This is a genomic window from Perlucidibaca piscinae DSM 21586 (assembly GCF_000420045.1).
Lineage (GTDB): Bacteria > Pseudomonadota > Gammaproteobacteria > Pseudomonadales > Moraxellaceae > Perlucidibaca > Perlucidibaca piscinae.
On sequence record NZ_ATUE01000007.1, the window covers coordinates 218224 to 239508 of the forward strand.

At 67.4% G+C, this 21285-nt stretch carries 21 protein-coding genes; 14 read left to right on the plus strand and 7 right to left on the minus strand.

The genetic code is table 11. The features are described from left to right. Nucleotide 1: 1 nt before the first annotated feature. Together F595_RS0108520 and F595_RS0108525 are read left to right on the plus strand one after the other, a co-directional pair. On the plus strand, nt 2-1819 hold the full coding sequence (locus F595_RS0108520; protein ID WP_026913407.1) for a copper resistance system multicopper oxidase: 1818 nt from the start codon (nt 2-4) through the stop codon (nt 1817-1819). Then, a complete protein-coding gene (locus F595_RS0108525; RefSeq protein WP_022956444.1) occupies nt 1816-2628 on the plus strand; it encodes a copper resistance protein B in 813 nt (270 codons plus the stop codon). Before F595_RS0108520 ends, F595_RS0108525 begins: the two co-directional genes overlap by 4 nt. Before the next feature lie 22 nt (nt 2629-2650). On the opposite strand, the gene F595_RS0108530 is transcribed toward F595_RS0108525, so the two are convergent. Then, entirely contained in the window at nt 2651-3250 is a 600-nt protein-coding gene (locus F595_RS0108530) for a TetR/AcrR family transcriptional regulator (RefSeq protein WP_022956445.1), read from the minus strand. Nucleotides 3251-3346: 96 nt separating this feature from the next. Here F595_RS0108530 and F595_RS13500 point away from each other — a divergent pair, with 96 nt between their 5' ends. The 6 genes from F595_RS13500 (at nt 3347) to F595_RS0108560 (ending at nt 9442) form a co-directional block, all read left to right on the plus strand. Continuing rightward, nucleotides 3347-4672: an oxygenase MpaB family protein gene (locus F595_RS13500; protein WP_022956446.1), complete on the plus strand. Its 1326-nt coding sequence runs from the start codon at nt 3347-3349 to the stop codon at nt 4670-4672. After that, nucleotides 4669-6018, plus strand: coding sequence for a cytochrome P450 (locus tag F595_RS0108540; RefSeq protein ID WP_022956447.1), 1350 nt, complete (start codon nt 4669-4671; stop codon nt 6016-6018). Before F595_RS13500 ends, F595_RS0108540 begins: the two co-directional genes overlap by 4 nt. Before the next feature lie 49 nt (nt 6019-6067). Beyond that, on the plus strand, nt 6068-6928 hold the full coding sequence (locus F595_RS0108545) for an SDR family oxidoreductase (protein ID WP_022956448.1): 861 nt from the start codon (nt 6068-6070) through the stop codon (nt 6926-6928). Nucleotides 6929-6947: 19 nt separating this feature from the next. Beyond that, complete coding sequence (locus F595_RS0108550) at nt 6948-7772, plus strand: SDR family oxidoreductase (protein WP_022956449.1); 825 nt, start codon at nt 6948-6950, stop codon at nt 7770-7772. 123 nt (nt 7773-7895) lie between these two features. Beyond that, nucleotides 7896-8771 (plus strand): metal-dependent hydrolase, encoded by an 876-nt coding sequence (locus F595_RS0108555; protein WP_022956450.1) that lies wholly within the window; start codon nt 7896-7898, stop codon nt 8769-8771. 50 nt (nt 8772-8821) lie between these two features. Next, a complete protein-coding gene (locus tag F595_RS0108560; RefSeq protein ID WP_022956451.1) occupies nt 8822-9442 on the plus strand; it encodes a cation transporter in 621 nt (206 codons plus the stop codon). On the opposite strand, the gene F595_RS0108565 is transcribed toward F595_RS0108560, so the two are convergent. Then, complete coding sequence (locus F595_RS0108565) at nt 9433-10938, minus strand: flavin-containing monooxygenase (protein ID WP_022956452.1); 1506 nt, start codon at nt 10936-10938, stop codon at nt 9433-9435. The genes F595_RS0108560 and F595_RS0108565 overlap by 10 nt on opposite strands. A gap of 145 nt (nt 10939-11083) precedes the next feature. Here F595_RS0108565 and F595_RS13505 point away from each other — a divergent pair, with 145 nt between their 5' ends. Both F595_RS13505 and F595_RS0108575 read left to right on the plus strand, forming a co-directional pair. Then, a complete protein-coding gene (locus F595_RS13505) occupies nt 11084-11752 on the plus strand; it encodes a TetR/AcrR family transcriptional regulator (RefSeq protein ID WP_022956453.1) in 669 nt (222 codons plus the stop codon). A 94-nt stretch (nt 11753-11846) separates the two neighbouring features. Then, entirely contained in the window at nt 11847-12401 is a 555-nt protein-coding gene (locus F595_RS0108575) for a hypothetical protein (protein ID WP_022956454.1), read from the plus strand. A 13-nt stretch (nt 12402-12414) separates the two neighbouring features. Here the strand turns inward: F595_RS0108575 and F595_RS13510 are convergent, their stop codons facing one another. The 5 genes from F595_RS13510 to F595_RS0108600 form a co-directional block, all read right to left on the minus strand. Continuing rightward, nucleotides 12415-13833, minus strand: coding sequence for a phosphotransferase (locus F595_RS13510; RefSeq protein WP_022956455.1), 1419 nt, complete (start codon nt 13831-13833; stop codon nt 12415-12417). After that, nucleotides 13826-15046, minus strand: coding sequence for an acyl-CoA dehydrogenase family protein (locus tag F595_RS0108585; RefSeq protein WP_022956456.1), 1221 nt, complete (start codon nt 15044-15046; stop codon nt 13826-13828). Before F595_RS0108585 ends, F595_RS13510 begins: the two co-directional genes overlap by 8 nt. Before the next feature lie 31 nt (nt 15047-15077). Then, entirely contained in the window at nt 15078-15845 is a 768-nt protein-coding gene (locus F595_RS0108590; protein ID WP_022956457.1) for an SDR family NAD(P)-dependent oxidoreductase, read from the minus strand. Nucleotides 15846-15944: 99 nt separating this feature from the next. Next, entirely contained in the window at nt 15945-17258 is a 1314-nt protein-coding gene (locus tag F595_RS0108595) for a thiolase family protein (protein ID WP_022956458.1), read from the minus strand. Next, nucleotides 17255-18136 carry a MaoC family dehydratase gene (locus F595_RS0108600; protein ID WP_022956459.1) on the minus strand — a complete coding sequence of 294 codons (882 nt, stop codon included), beginning with the start codon at nt 18134-18136 and terminating at the stop codon, nt 17255-17257. Before F595_RS0108600 ends, F595_RS0108595 begins: the two co-directional genes overlap by 4 nt. A 127-nt stretch (nt 18137-18263) precedes the next feature. Between F595_RS0108600 and F595_RS0108605 the strand changes: the two genes are divergently transcribed. From F595_RS0108605 to F595_RS0108620, 4 genes are all read left to right on the plus strand, one after another. Continuing rightward, nucleotides 18264-19262: an AraC family transcriptional regulator gene (locus F595_RS0108605; protein WP_022956460.1), complete on the plus strand. Its 999-nt coding sequence runs from the start codon at nt 18264-18266 to the stop codon at nt 19260-19262. A gap of 2 nt (nt 19263-19264) precedes the next feature. Then, nucleotides 19265-19909 (plus strand): class I SAM-dependent methyltransferase, encoded by a 645-nt coding sequence (locus F595_RS0108610; protein WP_040568416.1) that lies wholly within the window; start codon nt 19265-19267, stop codon nt 19907-19909. Between the two features lie 124 nt (nt 19910-20033). Continuing rightward, nucleotides 20034-20672 (plus strand): ParA family protein, encoded by a 639-nt coding sequence (locus F595_RS0108615; protein ID WP_022956462.1) that lies wholly within the window; start codon nt 20034-20036, stop codon nt 20670-20672. A 94-nt stretch (nt 20673-20766) separates the two neighbouring features. After that, the gene (locus F595_RS0108620; RefSeq protein WP_022956463.1) at nt 20767-21219 is read left to right on the plus strand and encodes a BLUF domain-containing protein; all 453 of its coding nucleotides are present in this window, start codon (nt 20767-20769) and stop codon (nt 21217-21219) included. Nucleotides 21220-21285: the final 66 nt, after the last annotated feature.

Here is a 21285-nt window from a genome sequence, read left to right on the forward strand (position 1 = left end):
GCTGGCGCAGCCCGTCAGCCGGCGGCGCTTCGTGCAGGGTCTCGCCATGAGCGGTGCCGCCGTCAGTCTGGGGGTGCCCGGCGCCTGGGCAGCCGGCCCGGCGAGCCCGCTGGCGCCAGCGGTGCTGACCGGCAGCGACATTGCCCTGCGCATCGGCAGCCAGGCGGTGAATCTGACCGGGCGGGCTGCCACCGCAGTCACCGTCAACGGCTCGCTGCCGGCGCCTGTGCTGCGCCTGCGCGAGGGCGACCACGTCACCCTGCGGGTGCGCAACACGCTGCCGGTGACCAGCTCCATTCACTGGCACGGCTTGCTGCTGCCCGCCACCATGGACGGCGTGCCCGGACTCAGCTTTGACGGCATCGCGCCCGGCGAGACCTACGACTACCACTTTCCGCTGCGCCAGCACGGCACCTACTGGTATCACGGTCATTCCGCCATGCAGGAGCAGCTCGGCCTCTATGGCGCGCTGATCATTGATCCGGCCGGGCCCGAGCTGCATCGCTACCAGCGCGATCACGTGGTGCTGCTGTCGGACTGGACCGACCGCGACCCGCATCATCTGCTGGATCGCCTGCGCAAGCAGGGCGATTACTTCAACCATGGCCAGCGTACCCTCGTTGACCTGTTCCGCGAGGCACGCCGTGACGGCTGGCGTGCGGCGCTGGCTGACCGTGCCGCCTGGGGCGAGATGCGCATGAACCCCACCGACCTCGCCGATGTGTCGGCAGCGGCGTACACCTACCTGATCAACGGCAGCACGCCGGCCGGCAACTGGACCGGGCTGTTCGCGCCCGGCGAAACCGTGCGCCTGCGCTTCATCAACGGTGCTGCCATGACCTATTTCGACGTGCGCATCCCCGGTCTGCGCATGACCGTGATCGCCGCTGACGGTCAGCCCGTGCAGCCGGTCGAGATCGAGGAGTTCCGACTCGGGGTGGCCGAAACGCTGGATGTGCTGGTGCGTCCTGGTGATCTGCAGGCATACACCATCTTTGCCCGGAACATGGATCGCAGCGGCTATGCCCGCGCCACGCTGGCCACCCGGGCCGGGCTTGCGGCCGCGGTGCCGGCGGTGGATCCGCGACCGCTGCTGACCATGACGGACATGGGGCATGGCAGCCATGGTGATCATGCCGGCCATGCCGCACCGGTGCCTGCTGCCGGGCATACGGGCCACTCAGGTCATGACATGCATGCAGGACATGGTGGACACGACGCGCATGCCGGCCATGAGGATCATTCCGGTCATGCCGCACCGGTGGCAGCGGTCCCCGCGATGCAGACACACCCGGCCAGCGAGCGCAACAATCCGGGCGTCGACATGCAGGCCGAGATGCCTGCGCCGCGCCTCGACGATCCCGGCATCGGCCTGCGTGGCAACGGACGCCGGGTGCTGACCTACGCCGACTTGCGCAGCACCTTCGCCGATCCCGACGGACGCGCTCCGGGTCGCGACATCGAGCTGCACCTGACCGGCCACATGGAGCGCTACGTCTGGTCGTTCAACGGCATACGCTTCAACGAAGCCGAGCCGCTGGTGATGCGCCTGGGCGAGCGCCTGCGCATCACCCTCGTCAACGACACCATGATGGAGCACCCCATCCACCTGCATGGCATGTGGAGTGATCTGGAGGATGCCGACGGTCGCTTCCAGGTGCGCAAGCACACCATCAGCATGCCACCCGGCACCCGGCGCAGCTTCCGTGTCACGGCGGATGCGCCGGGGCGCTGGGCGTTCCATTGTCACTTGCTGTTCCACATGGAAAGCGGGATGTTCCGCGAGGTTCACGTGATCGAGGCGGAGGGCAGCACATGAGCCGTTTTCTGGTCACGACAGCCGGCATCGGTCTGATGCTGGCCCTGGTGCCGGCTGCCACGCTGGCGGCGGACAGCGCAGCGCACACCGGTCATGGCGATCACATGGCGCATGACATCCATGATGGTCATGCCATGCCGCACGCGGCCACTGATCACGGTGCCGCCGGACACATGGCCCCGGCACGTGTCAGCCTGCTGCGCATCGACGAGCTGGAAACGGTCAATGGTGACGCGGGGCGCGCGGTGGCCTGGGATGGCAGCGTCAGCTGGGGTGGTCCGTTCGACCGCGTCTGGCTGGCCTCCGAGGGCGAGCGGGCGCAGGGCGGCGAGATCGAGCAGGAGACCTCCCTGTTCTGGAGTCATGCCGTGTCACGCTGGTGGGACACCACGCTGGGCGTGCGTCAGGATCGTGAGGACGGCGAGCGTCGGAACTGGGTCGCGGCCGGTGTACGCGGGCTGGCGCCTTACTGGTTCGAGACCGAGGCCACGGCCTATGTCGGGACATCGGGTCGCAGCATGCTGCGGCTCAAGGGCGAGTATGCGCTGCTCATCACCAATCGCCTGATCCTGCAGCCGCAGGTCGAGCTCAACGTGCTCGGGCACGACGACGAGGCGCTCAGGCAGGGGCGCGGTCTCAGTGACAGCGAATGGGGACTGCGTCTGCGCTACGAGATTCGCCGCGAGATCGCCCCCTACGTCGGTCTGGTCCGGCAGCTCAAGCATGGCCGCACGGCTGACCTCGCCCGCGCCGAAGGTGATCAGGTCGGTGACACCACGGTGGTGGCCGGTCTGCGCCTGTGGTACTGAGCCCGGACAGTGGTCGGCGCATTCAGTCCGGCAGCGGCTCCATGTAGCGCGTGATCATCTCGATCAGCTCGTCGGCAATCAGTGCCTTGGTCAGCAGCGGGTTGTCCTGGCTGATCAGCCTCACCAGCGTGAACAGCGTGCTGTTGACGATGATGAAGACCTTGGCCTGCAGGTTTTCCACGCGCAGCGTGCGGTGATGCTTGAGCAGGTAGCTGTGCGTGGTTTCCATGAAGTGCTGCTGCAAGGCGTCGGCGACCCGCTGCGTGGGCAGCCGGTGCCAGTTGCGCACCAGCTCCAGATACACGCCATGGCTGGAGTCGAGCAGGGCGACGCCGAAGCGCACCGAGGTCGCGATAAGGTCACGCAGGCTGGCGCTGTCATCCATCGGCAGGCTCTTGAGGCCGCGCGTGATCAGGTCGGCCTGACGCGTGATCAGTGCCTCGATCAGACCCTCCTTGTCGTCGAAATACTGGTACAGCGAGCCCACGCTGACGCCGGCGATCTCGGCGATGCGCGGGGTCGTGGTGCCATCCAGTCCGTGCCGGGCGATGCACTGCTCGGTGGCATCGATCAGGCTCTCCACCATCTGTCGTGAGCGTTCCTGCTGCGGGCGCTTGCGCATATGACTGTTCACCGGAATGCGAATTGAATGCGAATATAGTTTCGCATTAAGGTTGGGTCAACGTCGCAGTCCGGCCGTCGCCGGTGGAGAGTACCCATGTTCACGTCAGCCGCCCTGCATGCGTCCCCGGCCCGCGTGTCTGCCGCATCGTCCGGCCGCCTGCCCGTGCCGACGCGCGCGCGGCCGTTTGCCAAGACGCAGAGGCCCACGCCGCTGCCGCTGCGTCTGCTGCTCGGTCGCCCGCTGGCACCGACCGCCGAGGAATATGCCGCTGCCTGTGACGACCTCCGCGTCGGCGATCCGGCCATGGATGCCGTGGTGGCCTGGATGCAGGAAGTTGGCATGGCCACCGGCCGGGCGCTGTTCATGCGTGCGGTGCGCGAGGGAGTCGAGGCCATTCCTGACTGCCCGCAGGCGCTGCGGGTGTTCTTTGACGGCTTGCGTCAGCCGCCACGCTGGATCGAGCCCGAGGCCATCCAGGATGGCGTGCGCTTCGTGCAGGGGGTCGGTCTGCATGCCAACTGGGTGCTGCGCGACCTCGCCCTGATGGGCGGTTACCTGATGTCCGGCTTCAACCAGTCGCTGGTCAAGACCGGGGCGCTCGACAAGGGCACCTCGGCACGGGTCGCTGAAACCGGGGCCTGGTGGATGCATTGCACCGAGCCCGATGTCGACCAGCCTGGCAGCATGGCCTGGCAGTCGACGCTGCACGTGCGGCTGGTGCATGCGCTGGTGCGCCAGCACCTGTCACGCCAGCCGGACTGGGACGAGGATCACTGGGGCGTGCCCCTGAGCCAGACCGACATGGTGGCCACCTACCTGGGCTTCTCGGTGGCCATGCTGGGCGGGCTGCGAAAGCTGGGTCTGCCGGTCACGCCGCGCGAGTCGCGCGGGGTCATGCACCTGTGGGCCTACGTGGGCTGGCTGATGGGCGTGTCACCGGGCTGGCTGGCGCGCAGCGAGCAGGATGGCATCGTGCTGCTCTACCACACCGTGCTGACCCAGAGCCCGCCCGATGACACCAGTCGCCAGCTCGGTCACGCGCTGTCGCGCGAGCCGTTGGCACGCCACTTCACGCACTTGCAGACCCTGCAGCGCTGGCTGGCCTATCACCAGCACCTGAGCGTCAGCCGCTATTTCCTGACGGCGAAACAGATGCACCAGCTCGGCCTGCCCGGCGGCATCCTGCCCTGGTACCCGGTGCTGACCCTGCCGGCCCGGGTCGGCCGCTACAGCCTGATGCGTTTCCTGCCACCGCTGCGCGACCGCCTGGTCCGCAAGGGGCGTGCCGAGCAGGCCGCTGCCTTGCGCACCCTGTTCGGGCGCGAGGAAGCGCAGGTGCTGCGCCTGAGTGCCGGGCATCCGGGTGCCGCGCACTCGGGTGTCGGGCAAGCGGCCCGGGCCACCGGAGGCCGTTCATGAGCTGGCTGGCCTCGACCCTGCAGGGACAGCGCCTGCGCGACACGCTGCCCGGTCAGGCCGGCTTGCCGGTGATCGGGCACAGCCTGGACTTTCTCTACCGGCCGGTGGAGATGGCGTTGCGCTGGGAGGCCCGCTACGGCCCGGTGTTCTGGCTCTCGGCCTTTGGCCAGACCATGGTCGCGCTGGTCGGGCCGGAGGTGAACCAGCAGGTGCTGCGCAACAGCGAGCAGGCCTTTTCCAATCACCAGGGCTGGGATTTCTTCATCGGCCGCTTCTTCACGCGCGGGTTGATGCTGCTCGATTTCGACGAGCACCGCCTGCATCGCGGCATCATGCAGTCCGCCTTCAAGAAGCCGGTGCTGGTCGAATACCAGCAGCGCATGAACCCGCTGATCACGCGCGAGCTGGACAGCTGGCATGACGTCCGCGACTTTCGCGTGCTGGCCCGGATGAAGCAGCTGACCCTGAACATCGCCACCGAGGTGTTCATGGGCGAGCAGCTGGGACCGGCCGCCGACGCCATCAACCGCGACTTCGTCGACTGCGTGCTGGCCGGCACCGCGCTGCTGCGCTATCCGGTGCCCGGCGGGCGCCACTGGCGCGGCCTGCGTGCGCGGCGACGCCTCGAACAGTTCTTCGCCAGTCGCATCGCGACACGGCGTGCCCGTCCCGGCAGCGACCTGTTCAGTCAGCTTTGCCTGGCCGAGGACGAGCAGGGCCGCCGCTTCAGCGACGAGGACGTGATCAACCACATGATCTTCATGCTGATGGCGGCACATGACACCACCACGCTGACGCTGACCGCGGTGATGTACTACCTGGGCAAGCACCCGGACTGGCAGCAGCGCGTGCGTGCCGAGTGCCAGGCCCTGCAGCGCCCGGCATTGCGTCACGAGGACCTGGCGACGCTGGAGCTGACCGACCGCGTGCTCAAGGAATCGCTGCGCCTGTTCTCGCCGGTGCACGGCATTCCCCGGCGCACGGTGAAGGATGTCGAGGTCGCCGGCCAGCGCATCCCGGCCGGCACACGGGTGATGATCAGCCCCTACGTGACCCATCGCCTGCGGCGCTGGTGGTCGGATCCGGAGCGTTTCGATCCCGACCGCTTCACCCCGGAGCGGGCCGAGCACAAGCGCCACCCGTATCAATACATTCCCTTCGGTGGCGGTGCGCACATGTGCATCGGCCTGCACTTCGCCGACCTGCAGATCAAGAGCATCCTGCACCAGCTGCTGCTGCGCTACCGCTGGTCGCTGCCCGAGCGCTACGAGATGCCGGTCAATTTCACCAGCCTGCCGTCTCCGTCCGACGGGCTGCCGCTGCGCCTGATTCCACTGACGCACTGACGAGCGCGTTCCCTGAGCCTGTCCATCCCACTGACCTGAGCCACTACCCATGCGCCAACGCAAGACCATCCTCATCACCGGCACCTCGTCCGGCATCGGCCGCGCCACGGCATTCCATTTCCAGCGCCAGGGCTGGCAGGTCATCGCCACCATGCGTTCGCCCGAGCATGAAACCGAGCTGAATCGCCTGCCCGGGGTGATCTGCCTGGGTCTGGATGTCAACGACGATGCCAGCATCCGCATGGCGGTGAGCGAGGCCATTGCCCGTGCCGGCCACATCGACGTGCTGCTGAACAACGCCGGCTACGCCCTCATGGGGCCGTTCGAGTGCGTCAGCGACGAGCAGGTCCGGCGCCAGTTCGACACCAACGTGTTCGGCCTGATGGCCGTGACCCGGGCCGTTCTGCCGCATTTCCGCGCGCGTGGCGAGGGTCTGGTGATCAACGTGTCGAGCATGGTCGGACGCATTCCGCTGCCCCTGTACAGCGTCTACAACGCCAGCAAGTTCGCGGTCGAGGGCTATACCGAGGGCCTGAGCTACGAGCTGGAGTCGCTGGGCATCCGCGTCAAGCTGATCGAGCCCGGTGCCGTGAAGACCAACTTCTTCGGGCGCTCCAGCGACCGCGCCGCCGACACCGGCATTCGTGACTACGACCGTTTCGCCGGCGAGATGCTGGGCGTGATGGATCGCATCGGCGCGGCCGGCTCGACCAGCGAGCAGGCCGCCGAGGTGATCTGGCAGGCCGCCAACGATGACAGCACCCGTCTGCGCTACCTGGTCGGGGTGGATGCCCATGCCATGGTGGCATCGCGGCAGCTGCTGCCCAACCGGCTGTTCCGTGCCATGATCCGGTTCAGTTTGAGTGACGTGGCATTCCGGACCGCCGGACGTCTTCTTTACCGTGGCTGATTCCTTTCTGGAGACTCGCATGACCTCGTGGCAAGGCAGAACCGTTTTCATCACCGGCGGCAGCCGTGGCATCGGCCGCGAGATCGCCCTGCGTCTGGCCCGCGAAGGCGCCAGCGTGGTCATCGCCGCCAAGTCCGACACGCCGCACGCGCGCCTGCCCGGCACCATCCATTCGGTGGCCGAGGAAATCCGCGCGGCTGGCGGCCAGGCGCTGCCGCTGGCGGTGGATGCCCGCGACGAGGCGCAGCTGGTCGCGGCCGTTGCCCGCACCGTGGAGACGTTCGGACGCATTGACGTGCTGATCAACAACGCCGGCTTCCTCGGCGTGACACCGGTGGCGGCCACCACCACCAAGGCCTACGACCTGATGCACGCCCTCAACACGCGTTCGCCGCTGATCACCATGCGCGAGTGTCTGCCGCATCTGGCAGCGGTGCAGGGCCAGGTGCTCAACCTGTGTCCGCCGATCAATCTGGATCCGGGCTGGCTGGGAGCCTTCGCGCCCTACACCTCGACCAAGTACGCCATGACCCTGCTCAGCCTCGGTTTCGCCGAGGAGGTGAAGGCGCGTGGCATCCGCGTGTCGACGCTGTGGCCGGCGACCCTGATCGCCACGGCAGCGGTGGGCATGACCGCCGGCGAGGCCGGGCTGGCGGTGTCGCGCACGCCGGCGATCATGGCCGATGCCGCTTTCGCGCTGCTCAGCGGGGCGGGGCAGGGCCAGGTCTGCTGGCTGGACGAGGACATCCTGCGCACGACCGGTGTCAGCGATTTCAACGGCTATGCCAACGATCCGGCCAATCTCGACCGTATCCAGCGTGATTTCTACATCGGCAGCTTCTGATCGGACGACAGGCGGATGTGTTGTGCGGACACCGGATTGGCGGCAGAATGATCGTGACTTGACAGTCATTTTCAGTATCTGCCGTTTTGTGAAACTTCCGGAATCAGTTCGAGGACCTCCGCCATGGCTACTACCCTCACGTCCGCACTCCAGGCGCGCCTGCAGCCCATGGTGATGCCTGTGCGCCGCGATCTGCGCTTCAAGCTGCCTGCCGATCGCATCGGCGACTGGCACGAACCGGCCGGCCCCATCTTCACGGCGTTCCTGAACACGTTCTCGCTGTTCCTGCCGATCGGCGAGCGCTTCTTCATCGACAGCGTGCGCAGCTACCGCGATCGCATCACCGATCCCGAGCTGAAGCAGGCCATCACCGCCTTCATCGGCCAGGAAGCCATGCACGGTCGCGAGCACGAGGAACTCAACGAGATCCTGTTCGCGCATGTCCCGGTGGCGGGCAGGATCGAGCGTTTCGTCAAGGGCACACTGGACTCCGTGCGCAAGTACCTGGGCGACGAGCTCTCGCTCAGCGGCACCATCGCGCTGGAGCACTTCACCGGGTTGCTGGCCGACAGCGTGCTGCGTGACCCGCGTCTGGTCGAGGGTGCCGAGCCGCACTATGCCGCGCTGTGGAAGTGGCATGCGCTCGAGGAAACCGAGCACAAGGCCGTGGCCTACGACACCTGGGAGGCGGCCATCGGTCGCGGTCCCCGTGCCTATGCGTCGCGCGCCCTGGGCATGACGCTGGCCACGATGATCTTCTGGGGCATCATGGTGCCCTCGTTCCTGATGGTGGTGCGCAACGAAGGCAAGCTGGCTGACAGCGACGCCTGGCGCAAGTTCTTCCGCTACATCATGGGCGACATCGGCATGCTGCGCGTTCAGCTGGTCAACTACTTCGACTACTACCGCCCGGACTTCCACCCCTGGGATCACGACAACCGGGAATACCTGAAGAAGATCGACGAGTTCCTCGCCGAGCAGGAAAAGCTGGTTGCCTGACCTGAGGGCTGACGCCAGACTGGTCTCACCCGTCTTTGCGGAGTGAGACCATGTCGGATCACTGCCACGGCAGCTGCAGCAGCCAGACACCCGTTGCTGACGCCGGCTACCGCCGCGTGCTGGTGCTGGCACTGCTGATCAATGCCGCGATGTTCGTCATCGAGGTGGTCGCCGGGTCGGCGGCCGGCTCCAAGGCCTTGCTTGCCGACGCCCTGGATTTCATGGGCGATGCCGCCAACTACGCCATCAGTCTCTACGTGCTCGACCGCAGCCTGGTCTGGCGTGCGCGCGCGTCGCTGCTGAAGGGGCTGACCATGGCCGGCTTCGGCGTCTGGGTGCTGCTGGTGACCGTGACGGGTCTGATGCGTGGTGACGTACCGGAAGCCGCGACCATGGGCGCCGTCGGCCTGCTGGCGCTGGCCGCCAATGTCGGCGTGGCACTGATGCTGTTCCGCCATCGCAGCGGTGACAGCAACCGCGAGTCGGTGTGGATCTGCAGTCGCAATGACGCCATCGGCAATGTGGCCGTGGTGCTGGCCGCCATCGCCGTCTGGTTCAGCGGCAGCCACTGGCCGGACGTGCTGGTGGCGCTGGTCATGGCCACGCTGGCGCTGACCGGCGCGGCACGCATCCTGCGTTCGGCCTCGGGCGAGTTGCGCGCTCAGCGGTAAACGTAGTCGTTGAGGTCGAAGGTCATGCTGCGCCAGTGTGCTTCCAGGCTGGTGGCGGGCCGGAACGGCACGTCGCCGTGCTTGTCGAAGTAGTAGCTGTTGGCACTGGCGCACCCGTTGTTGAAGAACACCTGGCTGCCGCTGCGCGCCTTCATGTCCCGGAAGTAGCGATCATTGGCTTCGCGCGTCACCTCGACACGGCGTGCCTTGCGCGTGCGTGCCTGTTTCAGGCAGCGGGTGATGTGCCGCACCTGCTGCTCGATGAGCTGGAAGTAGGACGCGCCGTTGTAGCCGTTGGGCCCGAGAATCAGGAAGAAGTTCGGGAAACCGGGCATGGAGACGCCCTCGTAGGCCTGGTAGCGTTCGGCATCCCACCACGACTCGAGGTCGCGGCCCTGGCTGCCGGTGACCTGGAACGGCGGCATGTTGCCACTTTCGAAGACCTTGAAGCCGGTGGCGCAGATCAGGATGTCGATCGCATGCAGCACGCCGTCCGCGGTGCGCACGCCCTCCGGCACGATCCCGGTGATGCCCTCGGTGACCAGTGCCACGTTGTCGCGGTTGAAGGTCTTCAGGTAGGTGTTGGACACGCTCGGGCGCTTGCAGCCCAGACCGTAGCGCGGCGTCAGCTTGGCACGGGTGACCGGGTCGCGGACCTGGTTCTCGAGGTGCTTTAGGGCAACCGGCTCGAAGGCTTTGACGATGCGCAGCTGGCGGTAATAGTGCGCCGCCAGCACGAAGGTGGTTTCCACGAAGGCCTGGCTGGCCAGACGGGCCGGCAGCTGCAGCCACGGCAGCCGCTTCATGACCTGCTGCACGGCACCGGGAATCGCGGCATCCGGCTTCGGCAGCACCCAGATCGGGGTGCGCTGGAACACTGTCAGGTGCGCCACCTCGGGCGCGATCTCCGGAATCACCTGCAGCGCCGAGGCACCGGTGCCGATGATGGCGACACGCTTGCCACGCAGGTCGACGCCGTGATCCCAGCGAGCGGTGTGCATGGTGGTGCCGCGAAAACTGGCTATGCCCGGAATGTCCGGCAACTTGGGCTGGGTCAGCACGCCGGTGGCGCCGATCACGAAGCGTGCCGTCAGGGTCTCGCCGGCCTCGGTGGTCAGGTGCCACAGGCTGCTGGCGTCGTCGAAGCGGGCGGCGCGGATGCCGGTGTTGAGACGGATGCGCGAGCGCAGGCCGTACTTGTCGACGCAGTGCTCGGCATAGGCCTTGAGCTCCTTGCCGGGCGCGAACACCCGCGACCATTCCGGGTTGCGCTCGAACGAGAACGAGTAGCTCAGCGAGGGGATGTCGACAGCGACACCCGGATAGGTGTTGAAATGCCAGGCGCCACCGATGCCGTCACCCTGTTCCACCAGCAGGTAGTCCCGCATGCCGATCTCGTCGAGCTTGATGGCGGCCCCGATGCCGGAAAAGCCGCCGCCGATGATGATGACTTCGTGATCGGGAGCGTGTTCGCCGCGGACAGCGGGGTTTGCCATGATGTCTCTCCAGAGTGATGAAATGCCCGGACCTCGTCGCGGTTGCACAGGCGTGACCAGATGGTCATGCTAGTCGGACATGGCATATTGTCAATATGCTAGGCTATTCTGATCGAGTGATCGGATTCAAGCCGGATTCCAGACCATGCCCAGAACCCCGCAGCAAAGCCGTTCCCGCGCCACCGTCGAGGCCATTGTCGAGGCCGGGTTCAGATCGGTGGGCGAGCACGGCGCCGGCACCAGCACCCGCGAGATCGCCCGCGTCGCCGGCATCAGCATCGGCTCGCTGTACGAGTATTTCGACAACAAGGAAGCGGTGTTCGCCGCCATGCACCAGCGCTTCATCGAGGATGTGCTGGTGATGATTCGCGACTGCATGCCCGAGCTCATGACGCGTTCGCCGGACGCCGCCACCCTGCATCTGCTGCAGCGTTTCGGCGAGTTGCTGACGCGGAATGACGAGCGTTATCTGCGAGTGGCGCGGCAGCTGGTTGCGCACGACTCGCTGCGCTACATCGAGCCGATCCGCGACCTGCTGATGCAGGTAGTGACCGGCTTCGTGATGCGCTGGCCGCAGTTCGCCGGGCGGCCCGACCTGCCGGTGATGGCCTACATCATGATCAATGCCGGCATCTTCACGGTGCTGCAGCAGCTGTCTTCGCCCAACCCGCCGATCAGCTACGACCAGCTCAGTCAGGGTCTGGCCGACATCGTGCGGCGCTATCTGGACCTGCCCGATCCGGCCACCTCAGGACAGCCGCCTCAGATGACACCAGCCGCTGCCGGTCAAGAGCAGCCGGGAAGCAATTTGTAGCGGCTTTGTCCGGCCCCTGTGAGGCCGCGTGCGAATTTGTAGGAGTCCGTTTTCAGGCTGATTTTCAGCCAGTTCCGGCGCGTAAACTGGCGCCATGAAAGCCCTTGTCCTGCAGCGTCTGGCACAGCTGAACCCGGCTGCGTTCCCGACCCCGACCTCGCGATTGCCGCGCTGGCTGACCCCGGCGGGATTGCTGCTGCTCGGCGTCCTGACCGTGGTGCTGCTGCTGGATGCAGCCCGGCTGTATCTGTCCGGTCAGTTCCTGGCGCATGCCGTGCTGTCACATGGTACCGACCAGCATCATGAGCAGGCCTGCGCCGCCGGTCGCGAGGGGCTGGTGGTGACACTCGATGCGCGCTACCCGGGCTGGCAGCGCCTGGTCGGCAGTCCTCTGCCGGGACAGTTGCTGGTGGTGTGTGGCGATCTTGGCGGTGCCGAGCGCCAGTTCCGTCCCGGTCAGGGCGACAGCACGGTGCAGATCACCGGCAGTCTGCCGGTGCGTGCCAGCCTCGTGGCTGGCGGTCTGCACAACGAGCGCATCACCCTGATGCGCCGTGTCACCCTGACCCGGGCCGCGGATTCCGATGCCCTGGTATCCAGCCTGCTAGAAAGCCTGCCGGCGATTCACGCGCCCGAGCCTCGCGACTGAGGATTTTCCGTCATCACACCGGCTGGTAGTGGCGACCGCTGCCCTCGCGGTGGCGCGCCCAGGTCAGCCGCGCCAGCACGTCCCGCCCGGCGTGTGCACGTGCCGAGTCGCCATCCAGTTCGCCGGCCATCAGCGCCTGTTCCAGCCGCCGCCACAAGACCAGTCGTGACACCGCGTCATCGGCATCCAGCCAGGCCTGCAGGGTCGGGCTGTGTGCGGGTGTCTGCTCATCGGACGCGTCGCCGTGCTGGCGGGCACTGATGGCAAGCACGTTGGCAATCATGCGTGCGTCGTAGTGGGCGCTGGCGGGCAGGGCCGGCAGCAGATCATCGAGCAGGGTCTGCCGGGCCAGCCCGATCAGCGTCGCCAGCGGGGGCGCGATGCGCAGCGTGAGGTCGGGCAGGGCATCGTCCGCGGCCGGCACGGCGATGCCGGTGTCGGCCAGCAGCTGGCATTCCAGCGACGGCACCAGCTGCCCGGTCAGCGCCAGCTCCAGCGAGGCCTCGCCGCCACGGGTGACACGGTCGGCCTGCTGCAAGGCGATCACTGCCCAGCGCAGGTGGGCGTGGATTTCCCAGTAGCGGATGGCCGCTGCCGACGGCACCCAGCCGGCTTCTTCCTCATAACCTGCCAGCAGGGCCTCGCGCGGGCCGATGCCACCCGCGTCGCGGGCCGGCTGCCCGAAGCGCCAGCAGGCGGCGCAGAACCAGCCCAGGTCTTCGGCGGGATCGGACCAGGCTGCGAACTCCCAGTCGAGAATCGCGCTCAGACGCCCCTGATCGACCAGGTAGTTGCCAGTACGCAGGTCGCGGTGGGTGAGCACGGGCGTGCAGGCCGGCGGCTGGTGCCGTAGCAGCCAGCGCCAGGCCCAGCGCAGGGCCGGGTGGGGTTGGTGGTGCCGGTCCAGCCAGGCGCCCATCTCGGCGAGCGCGTCGGCTGCCGGGGTCGGCGAGGCCGGGGGCAGGAAGTCCAGACGCGGTTCGCCCGGTCGCACCCGGTGCAGGCGCGCCATGTGGCGACCGATGTCACGGGCCAGTGCCGCGCGATCCGGCACCAGTCGGTCGTCCTTGGCGAGGCGGTGACCAGCGGCCACCCCGGCCACGCGACGCATGAAGAAGCAGGCACGGCCGAGGCTGGCATCGCCCGGCCACAGCGGCTCCGGCACCAGCACGCCGGCAGCATGGGCCACCTGCAGCAGCTTGAACTCCTGCTGACGGCTGCGCGAGGCCTGCACCCCGGTGGCGGCATCGCTGCGCATGACCAGCGCCAGCGGGGGCTGCCCCTCGATCGCCACCTCCAGTGCCCAGTTGTCCTGGATGGCCCCGCCGGACAGGCGACTGGCAGCGCTTACGCAGGCCGCGCCGCCGAGCTGTCGTGACAGGAAGGCTGCCAGGACCGCATCGTCCCACCAGCGGCCGGCCGTCTCAGTCATGGCCGCGCCACTGGAAGAAGTCGCGTCCCTCGGCCAGATAGCTGCGTGACAGCACCATCTTGTGGATCTCGCTGGCACCATCGACCAGCCGTGCCTGACGGGCGTAGCGGTAGACCCACTCGACCACGGTGTCGCGCGAGTAGCCGCGCGCGCCGAGCAGCTGGATGGCGGTGTCGGCAGCCTTGTGCAGGGTGTCGGCGACATGGACCTTGGCCATCGACACTTCCTTGCGGGCGAAGTCGCCCTGGTCGAGCAGCCAGGCCGCCTGCATGGTCAGCAGCCGGCCGATGTGGATGTCCATGGCAGCACCCCCGAGCATCCACTGCACGCCCTCGTGCTCGGCCAGCGCCATGCCGAAGCTCTGGCGTTCACGGATGTAGGCGCCGGCAACCTCGAGGCAGCGCTGGCTCAGGCCCAGCCAGCGCATGCAGTGCGTCAGGCGCGCCGGTCCGAGGCGGATCTGGGTGACCTTGAGGCCGTCGCCGACCTCGAGCAGGCGGTTCTCGTCGGGAATCACCAGTCCGTCGAAGACCAGTTCGCAGTGCCCGCCGTGCTCTTCCGGGCCCATGATGGGAATGCGTCGCTCGATGCGCCAGCCGGGCTGGCCGGCATCGAACAGGAAGGCGGTCAGGCTCTTGCGGTCGTCATTCCCTGTCTGGGGAGGCGCGGTGCGCGCGATCAGAATGAAGGTCTGTGCGCCCTCGGCACCGGTGATGAACCACTTGCGGCCGGTGATGACCCAGTCATTGCCGCGCTTTTCGGCCCGCGTGTAGGTCTGCGACGGATCGGACCCGCAGCCCATGGGCTCGGTCATGGCGAAGGCGGAGCGCACCGTGCCATCGATCAGCGGCTGCAGCCATCGCTGCTTCTGTGCCTCGGTCTTGAGCAGCTTGTTGAGTACCTGCATGTTGCCGTCATCGGGCGGGGCGACGTTGAACACCACCGGGCCGAAGGGCGAGCGCGCGGCCTCCTCGTAGAGCACCGCCATGCCGACATGGTTCTGGCCCAGGCCACCGCGTGCGACCGGCATCTGGAAGGCCCAGAGACCCTCTGCCTTTGCCTTGGCGCGCAGGTCGGCGAGCACCGGCTCGCTGACATTGTCGTGTTCGTCGAGAAAGCCGGCCTCGCGTTCGCGCGGCAGGATCTCGCGGGCGACGAAATCGCGCACGCGCTGGCGCAGCTGCTCGAGGTCGGGGGAAATGGCGAAATCCATGCGCTGCTCTCGTGTCGGAGACCCGTGAAGGTCAAAGGGTGGATACGCAGTGTCCGCCGTCGACGGTGAGGACGCTGCCGTTGATGAAGCTGCCTGCCGGTCCGGCCAGCAGCAGCAGGGCGCCATCGAGTTCGCCGGGCTGGCCGAGGCGGCGCGCGGGCATGCGCGCGAGCAGGCGCTGGCCGGCCTCGCTGGCGAAGAAGTCCCGGTTGAGATCGGTCTCGATGTAGCCCGGCGCCAGTGCATTGACGCGGAAGCCGTGGCGCGCGAACTCCAGTGCCTGGGCGCGGGTCAGATGGTGCAGGCCGGCCTTGGCCGCGGCATAGGCGGCCACACCCTGGGCCACGCGCTCGCCGAGAATCGAGCCGACATGCACGATGCTGCCGCCCAGCCCGCGCGCGCGCCGTGCCTGCACGAAGGCCTTGCTGACCAGCCACGGCCCCTTGAGGTTGGTGTCGATCACGGCATCCCAGTCGGCTTCGCTCAGGGTATCCGCCATGCCCTCGCGCGCGATGCCGGCGTTGTTGACCAGGATGGACAGGCTGTCATCACCGGCCCAGCGCAGGGCGTCGGCCAGTGCGGTCTGCACCGAGGTCTCGTCGGTGACGTCCATGGTCACGGCATGGGCACGGTGGCCGGCGTCGTTCAGCGCCTGCACGGCGGCCTCCAGCGCTTCGACACGGCGCGCCGCCAGCACGACCCGGGCGCCGGCGCGTGCCAGCGTCTCGGCAAAGTGCAGGCCGAGACCGCCGGAGGCGCCGGTGATGAGCGCGGTGTGCTCTTGCAGGATGTCCGTCACCAGGCGCTCTCCGGTCAGTCAGCAGGGGCATCTCTCAGCGCCCGTTGTCGGGGCGCGGAATCAATGCCTTGTATCATGACCGACCGGTTCTGTCAGTGCTCAGGCCGGGTCGGACAGCTCCAGCAGCAGGGCGGCACCGAGTCCGCCACCGGCACAGGTGGACACCACGGCGTAGCGACCGCCCTCGGTCTGCAGGCGCCGGGCTGCCGTCATCAGCAGGCGTCCTCCGGTGGCGGCAAACGGGTTGCCCAGCGACAGCGAACCGCCCCAGGGATTGAGCTGGTGCATCGGGATTTCGCCGACCGGACAGTCGCTGCCCAGGCGCTCATGCACGAAGCGGGCATCGGCCATGCAGGCACGGTTGATCAGCACCTGTGCCGCGAAGGCCTCGTGGATTTCCCACACCGTGACGTCGGCAAAGCGCAGCCCGTTGCGCGCCAGCAGGCGTGGAATCGACATCGCCGGTCCCAGCAGCATCTCGTGCTCCAGGCTGTCGACGCCGGTCAGCAGGTAATCGCGCACCTGCGCCAGCGGCGTCAGACCCAGCTCGGCGGCACGGGCGGCGCTGGTCATCAGCAGCGCGGTGGCACCGTCGGTGAAGCGCGAGGCGTTGCCAGCGGTGATGATGCCATGCTGCCGGTCGAAGACCGGGGGCAGGGTGGCCAGGCGCTCGCGGGTGGCATCGGCACGCGGGGTGTTGTCGGCGCGCGCCACCGCACCGCCGGGCACGGTCACCGGCACGATCTGTTCGGCGTGATGATGGGCGGCTGCGAGGGCGCCGGCATGGCTGCGTGCCGCAAACGCATCGCAGGCCTCGCGCGTGATGCCGAAGCGACGGACCATGTTCTCGCAGGCCGCGCCCATGGTCAGGCCGGTGGTGGTGTCGCTGCTGGTCGGGATGTCGAGCTGCAGAAAGTCGCGCGCGCGCAGCTGGCGCAGGGCCTGCAGGCGCTCCGGCGCGGATTTGCGCTGGCGCAGCTTCATCAGCGTGCGGCGGATGTTCTGCGACAGTCGCACCGGCACGTCGGAGAAGTTCTCGGTGCCGGCAGCGATGCCGGCCTGCACGCGACCGAGCGCGATCTGGTCGCACAGCGACATGACACCGACGCTGGGCGAGATGCCGGCCATGGCCACGGTCCAGGCCGGGGTTCGGCTGGGCAGTCCGGCCGCCAGCATGGCCTCGCGCGCCACGTTGGTGGTTTCCACTTCGTGCAGCACGGTGCCCATGATCACCTGCTCGGGCACCGCGGGATCGATGCCGGTGCGTTCGAGCAGGCCGCGCAGCGCCTCGGCGCCGAGCTCGTAGCTCATCAGATCGGCATACAGACCGGCGCTGTCGAGGAAGGCCGTGCGCACGCCGGCGGCCAGAACGGGCTGGCGTTCCGCTGGCAGCGGCTGGGGGCGGAAGCTCATGCGACCTCCTGCGGCAGGAAGCTGCCGACCTGGTAGACCGTGCCCTCGCCATCTCGCAGGCGCAGCGGACGGCGTCCGTCGCTGCCCGGCTCGGCAACCTCGATCACCAGCTGCGGACTGGGCAGCGGCAGCGGGCGGATGAAACGCACCTCGATGTCGGCAATTCTCCTGCCCGTGTTCTGAACGGCCTCGAAGACCTGCGCGAAGGCACCGTAGCCATGCATGATGCAGCCCTTGAAGCGAGTGCGGCGTGCCACCAGCGGCAGGGTGTGTATGGGGTTGAAGTCGCCTGTCAGGTAGAAGAACTTGACGCCTTCGTCGGGGCCTGCCTGCCAGTATCCGACCGGCGTGAACACAGGCTCCTCGCGAGGCTCGGCGAGACTGGCCGGGCGATTGCGCAGCACCACCGCCGCCATGGCATCAATGACCAGGGCGTCAGGCTGGTGGCTGGTGCCCAGCAGGATTCGGCTGTGCACGCGGGCGCGGTAGCCGTCATCGCTGGCATCGACGAGCTGGCCGCGCAGGCTCAGGCGCTGGCCGCGCGGCAGCGGCGCATTCACCTGCAGGCGCACGCCCTGGTTGAGCACGCTGAGCATGGGGTAGGGCGACTGCGAGGTGAGTTCGGCAATCAGTCCCAGGGCCAGCTTGCCACTGGCCAGGTGTGGCGGAATCTCGTCGGCATAGCGACCGGCAGGTGCCCCTGACCAGCGAGCATAGGTGTCGATCAAGGCATCCGATGGCGCTGGCAGCTCGCGCTGCAGCCAGTCGCCGGGGCGGGCGCTCTTCACGGGCAGGTAGGAGGTCACGGCGCCACGCAGGAAGGCGGTGATGTTGGGGAGCTGCTCGCGCAGCAGGCGTGCGGGTACGGCGACCGTCATGACAGGAAACTCTCCGGACAGGGTAGGACAGTGATCCGATCTTGCCTGCGCTGTCCAGTCTGCAGAAGAGAGGTGAGTGACACTCTGGCAGGTAGAAAGTGACAAAGGGTCCGGGCATCATGGCGGCATGATGCGATATCCCGTGACCTATCTGCGCCTGCTGGCGCGTGCCATGCGCCTCGACGATGACGGCCTTGCCCGGCTGGTCGAGGGCACCGCGCTGCGCGTCGAGGACCTGACCCGGCTCGACGGCGAGGTCAGCGAAGTCGACTACCAGCGCATCGTGGCACGTGCTCTGAGCATGGATCCGCGCCCCGACCTGGCGCTGGCGGTGGCGTCGCGGTTGCCGGTGACGGCGCACGGTCCGCTTGGCGTGCTGCTCTCGGCCAGTCCCACGCTCGGCGATGCCTGGGCAGCACTGGAGCGCTTCCACAGCCTGCGCGTGCCGGGCGTGCAGCTGCAGCGTGCCTTCACCCGCGACGCGCTTATCCTCACCCTGACCGTGGCTGATCCGGAAAGTCCGGTCGGCCGCTTCTGCCTCGAGGCCACGGCGCTGTGCATTCTGGGCGGCTTCGACCTGGTGCTGGGCTACCGCCTGCGCGAGGCACAGATCCGCTTCGGCTATGCCGCACCGGCTCATGCCGATCGCTACGCCACCTATTTCAGCTCACCAGTGAGCTTTGCCAGCGGGCCGACCTGCATCCAGGTGCCGCTGCGTCTGCTGCAGCAGCCCAATCTGCTCGCGGATCCCGGCGCCTGGGAGGCAGCCGTGCAGGCCTGCGAGGCGCTGACCGCCCAGCGCGACAGCAGCAGTCGCTGGAGCGAGCGCATCACCCGCCTGCTGCAGCAGAATCCGGGCCAGCGCTGGCAGCTGGCGGCGCTGGCGGAACACTGGGGCATGTCGTCGCGCACGCTGATGCGCTATCTCAAGTCCGAGGGCACGTCCTATCAGGATCTGCTCGATCAGGTGCTGTCGCAGCAGGCGCGCGTGCTGCTTGAGCGCGCCGATCACACCGTGGAGTCGGTGGCCCTGAGTCTCGGCTACCAGGATGCCACGGCCTTTCGCCGGGCCCACAAGCGCTGGTTCGGCACGGCACCCCGGCAGGGCTCGTCCCCAGGAGAATGATCATGATCGGTTCGTGGTATGAGCGGCGCGTGTTGCCGCATCTGATTGACTGCGCCTGCGGCATGAAGGCGATAGACCGCGAGCGTGCCCGCATCGTGCCGCGTGCGCGCGGCGAGGTGCTGGAGATCGGCATCGGCACCGGTCTCAACCTGGCGCATTACCGGGCGGAGCAGATCACCCGGCTGTGCGGGCTGGATCCGTCGCTGGCGCTGCACGACATCGCGGCGGATCGCCTGCAACGCAGCGGTCTGGTGCTGGAGCTGATTCCGCTGTCGGCTGAGCGCATCCCGGTGCCGGACCGGCAGTTCGACAGCGTGGTCTGCACCTTCACGCTGTGCACGATTCCGGACCCGCTGGCGGCGCTGGCCGAACTGCGACGCGTGCTCAAGCCCGGTGGCGAGCTGCTGTTCAGCGAGCACGGGCTGTCACCGGATGCCGGTGTCGAGCGCTGGCAGCACTGGCTGACCCCGGTCTGGAAGCCCTTTGCCGGAGGCTGCCATCTCGATCGTGACATGCCTGCGCTGCTTGCCGACGGCGGTTTTGACATCGTCGAGCTGGATCAGCATTACGTGACCGGCCCGCGTCCCATGACCTGGATCAGCACCGGCGTGGCGAGACCGCGGCCATTTGCGGGCACTGTCGCGTGAGGTGGCGTCAAGCCCGGTCATCTGCCGCCGGGCAGCGCATGCCGACCGCTGTCATGAAACTGCAACAGCTTTATGATTGGGACTTCGGATACACTCGAATGATCAAAAAATTCAACGGGATACCATGGCGCGTCTGATTGCGGTGGCACAGCTCAAGGGCGGTGCCGGTAAAAGCACGCTGGCAACCAATCTGGCTGGTGAGCTGGCGCGGGAGTTTCGCACCGGGCTGATTGATGCCGACATGCCGCAGGGCACGTCGTCGCATTGGGCCGAGCTGCGCGGCGATCCGGAATTGCAGGTGATCACCGCCGAGAATGTCACCCAGCTGGGTGCCGCCGTTGAGCAGTTCGACAGCAGCTGCGATGTCGTGGTCATTGATCTTCCGCCGCGCAGTCACAAGTTTCTGCGCGAGATCATGGCCTACACCGATCTGGTGCTGATGCCGCTGACCGCGTCACCGGCCGATGTCTGGGCCACCGAGCAGCTGGTTGATGTCGTGCGCGAGGCCAAGAAGACCAGCAAGCGACTGAAGGCACGCCTGGTCTGGAACCGTCTGCGTCCGGGCAAGTCCACCGAGGTCTTCATGGCAACCACGGCAGCCAGCATACGCGCCAAGGAGTGCGAATCCCGCCTGGGTCAGCGCAATGCCTACCTCGATGCCATGGGCCACGGGCGCACGGTGTGCGAAGGCCGCGATGCCAAGGCCTGCGAGGAGTTCCGCGCCTTCGTCGCCGAGGTCAAGACCCAGCTCAAGCTCGCGTAACGCGCCCGCAACAGGCGGTAACGCGTTCGCAACAGCAGTCTGCCCGGGCTTCCGGCACGCTCGATGACAGCATCCGAGTGGCTGGAGTGGTCCCATGTATCTCGTCAACATGCTCTACGTGAGTCGCACCGACCCGTCGTTCAACCCCGACGACATCGCGCAGATCCTCGAATCGTCTGCGCGCAACAACGCGCGCCGGGGCATCACCGGCATCCTGGCCTTCAACAGCAGCTACTTCCTGCAATGCCTGGAAGGCTCGCGCTCGGCCGTCAACAGCGCCTACCACGCCATTCTCAATGACAAGCGCCATCACAGCCCGGTGCTGCTGGCCTATCACGAGATCCACCAGCGCCAGTTCCCGCAGTGGGCCATGGGCTACATCGGCGAGAACCTTTTCTCGCAGGAAATCCTGCTGCGCTACTCCAACTCCTCCGAGTTCAAGCCCTACGAGCTCAGCGGCCAGAGCGCGGCAGGACTGCTGGTGGAGCTGGCCAGCCACGTGCCCACGCTGTCGTCGGTGCCGCACCTGAAGACGGTGTCCAACTGATTGACGCGGTTGTCCATGGCTTGACCACCCGTCACCGGACGCCACCAGCGGTGAAATACCGGTTCC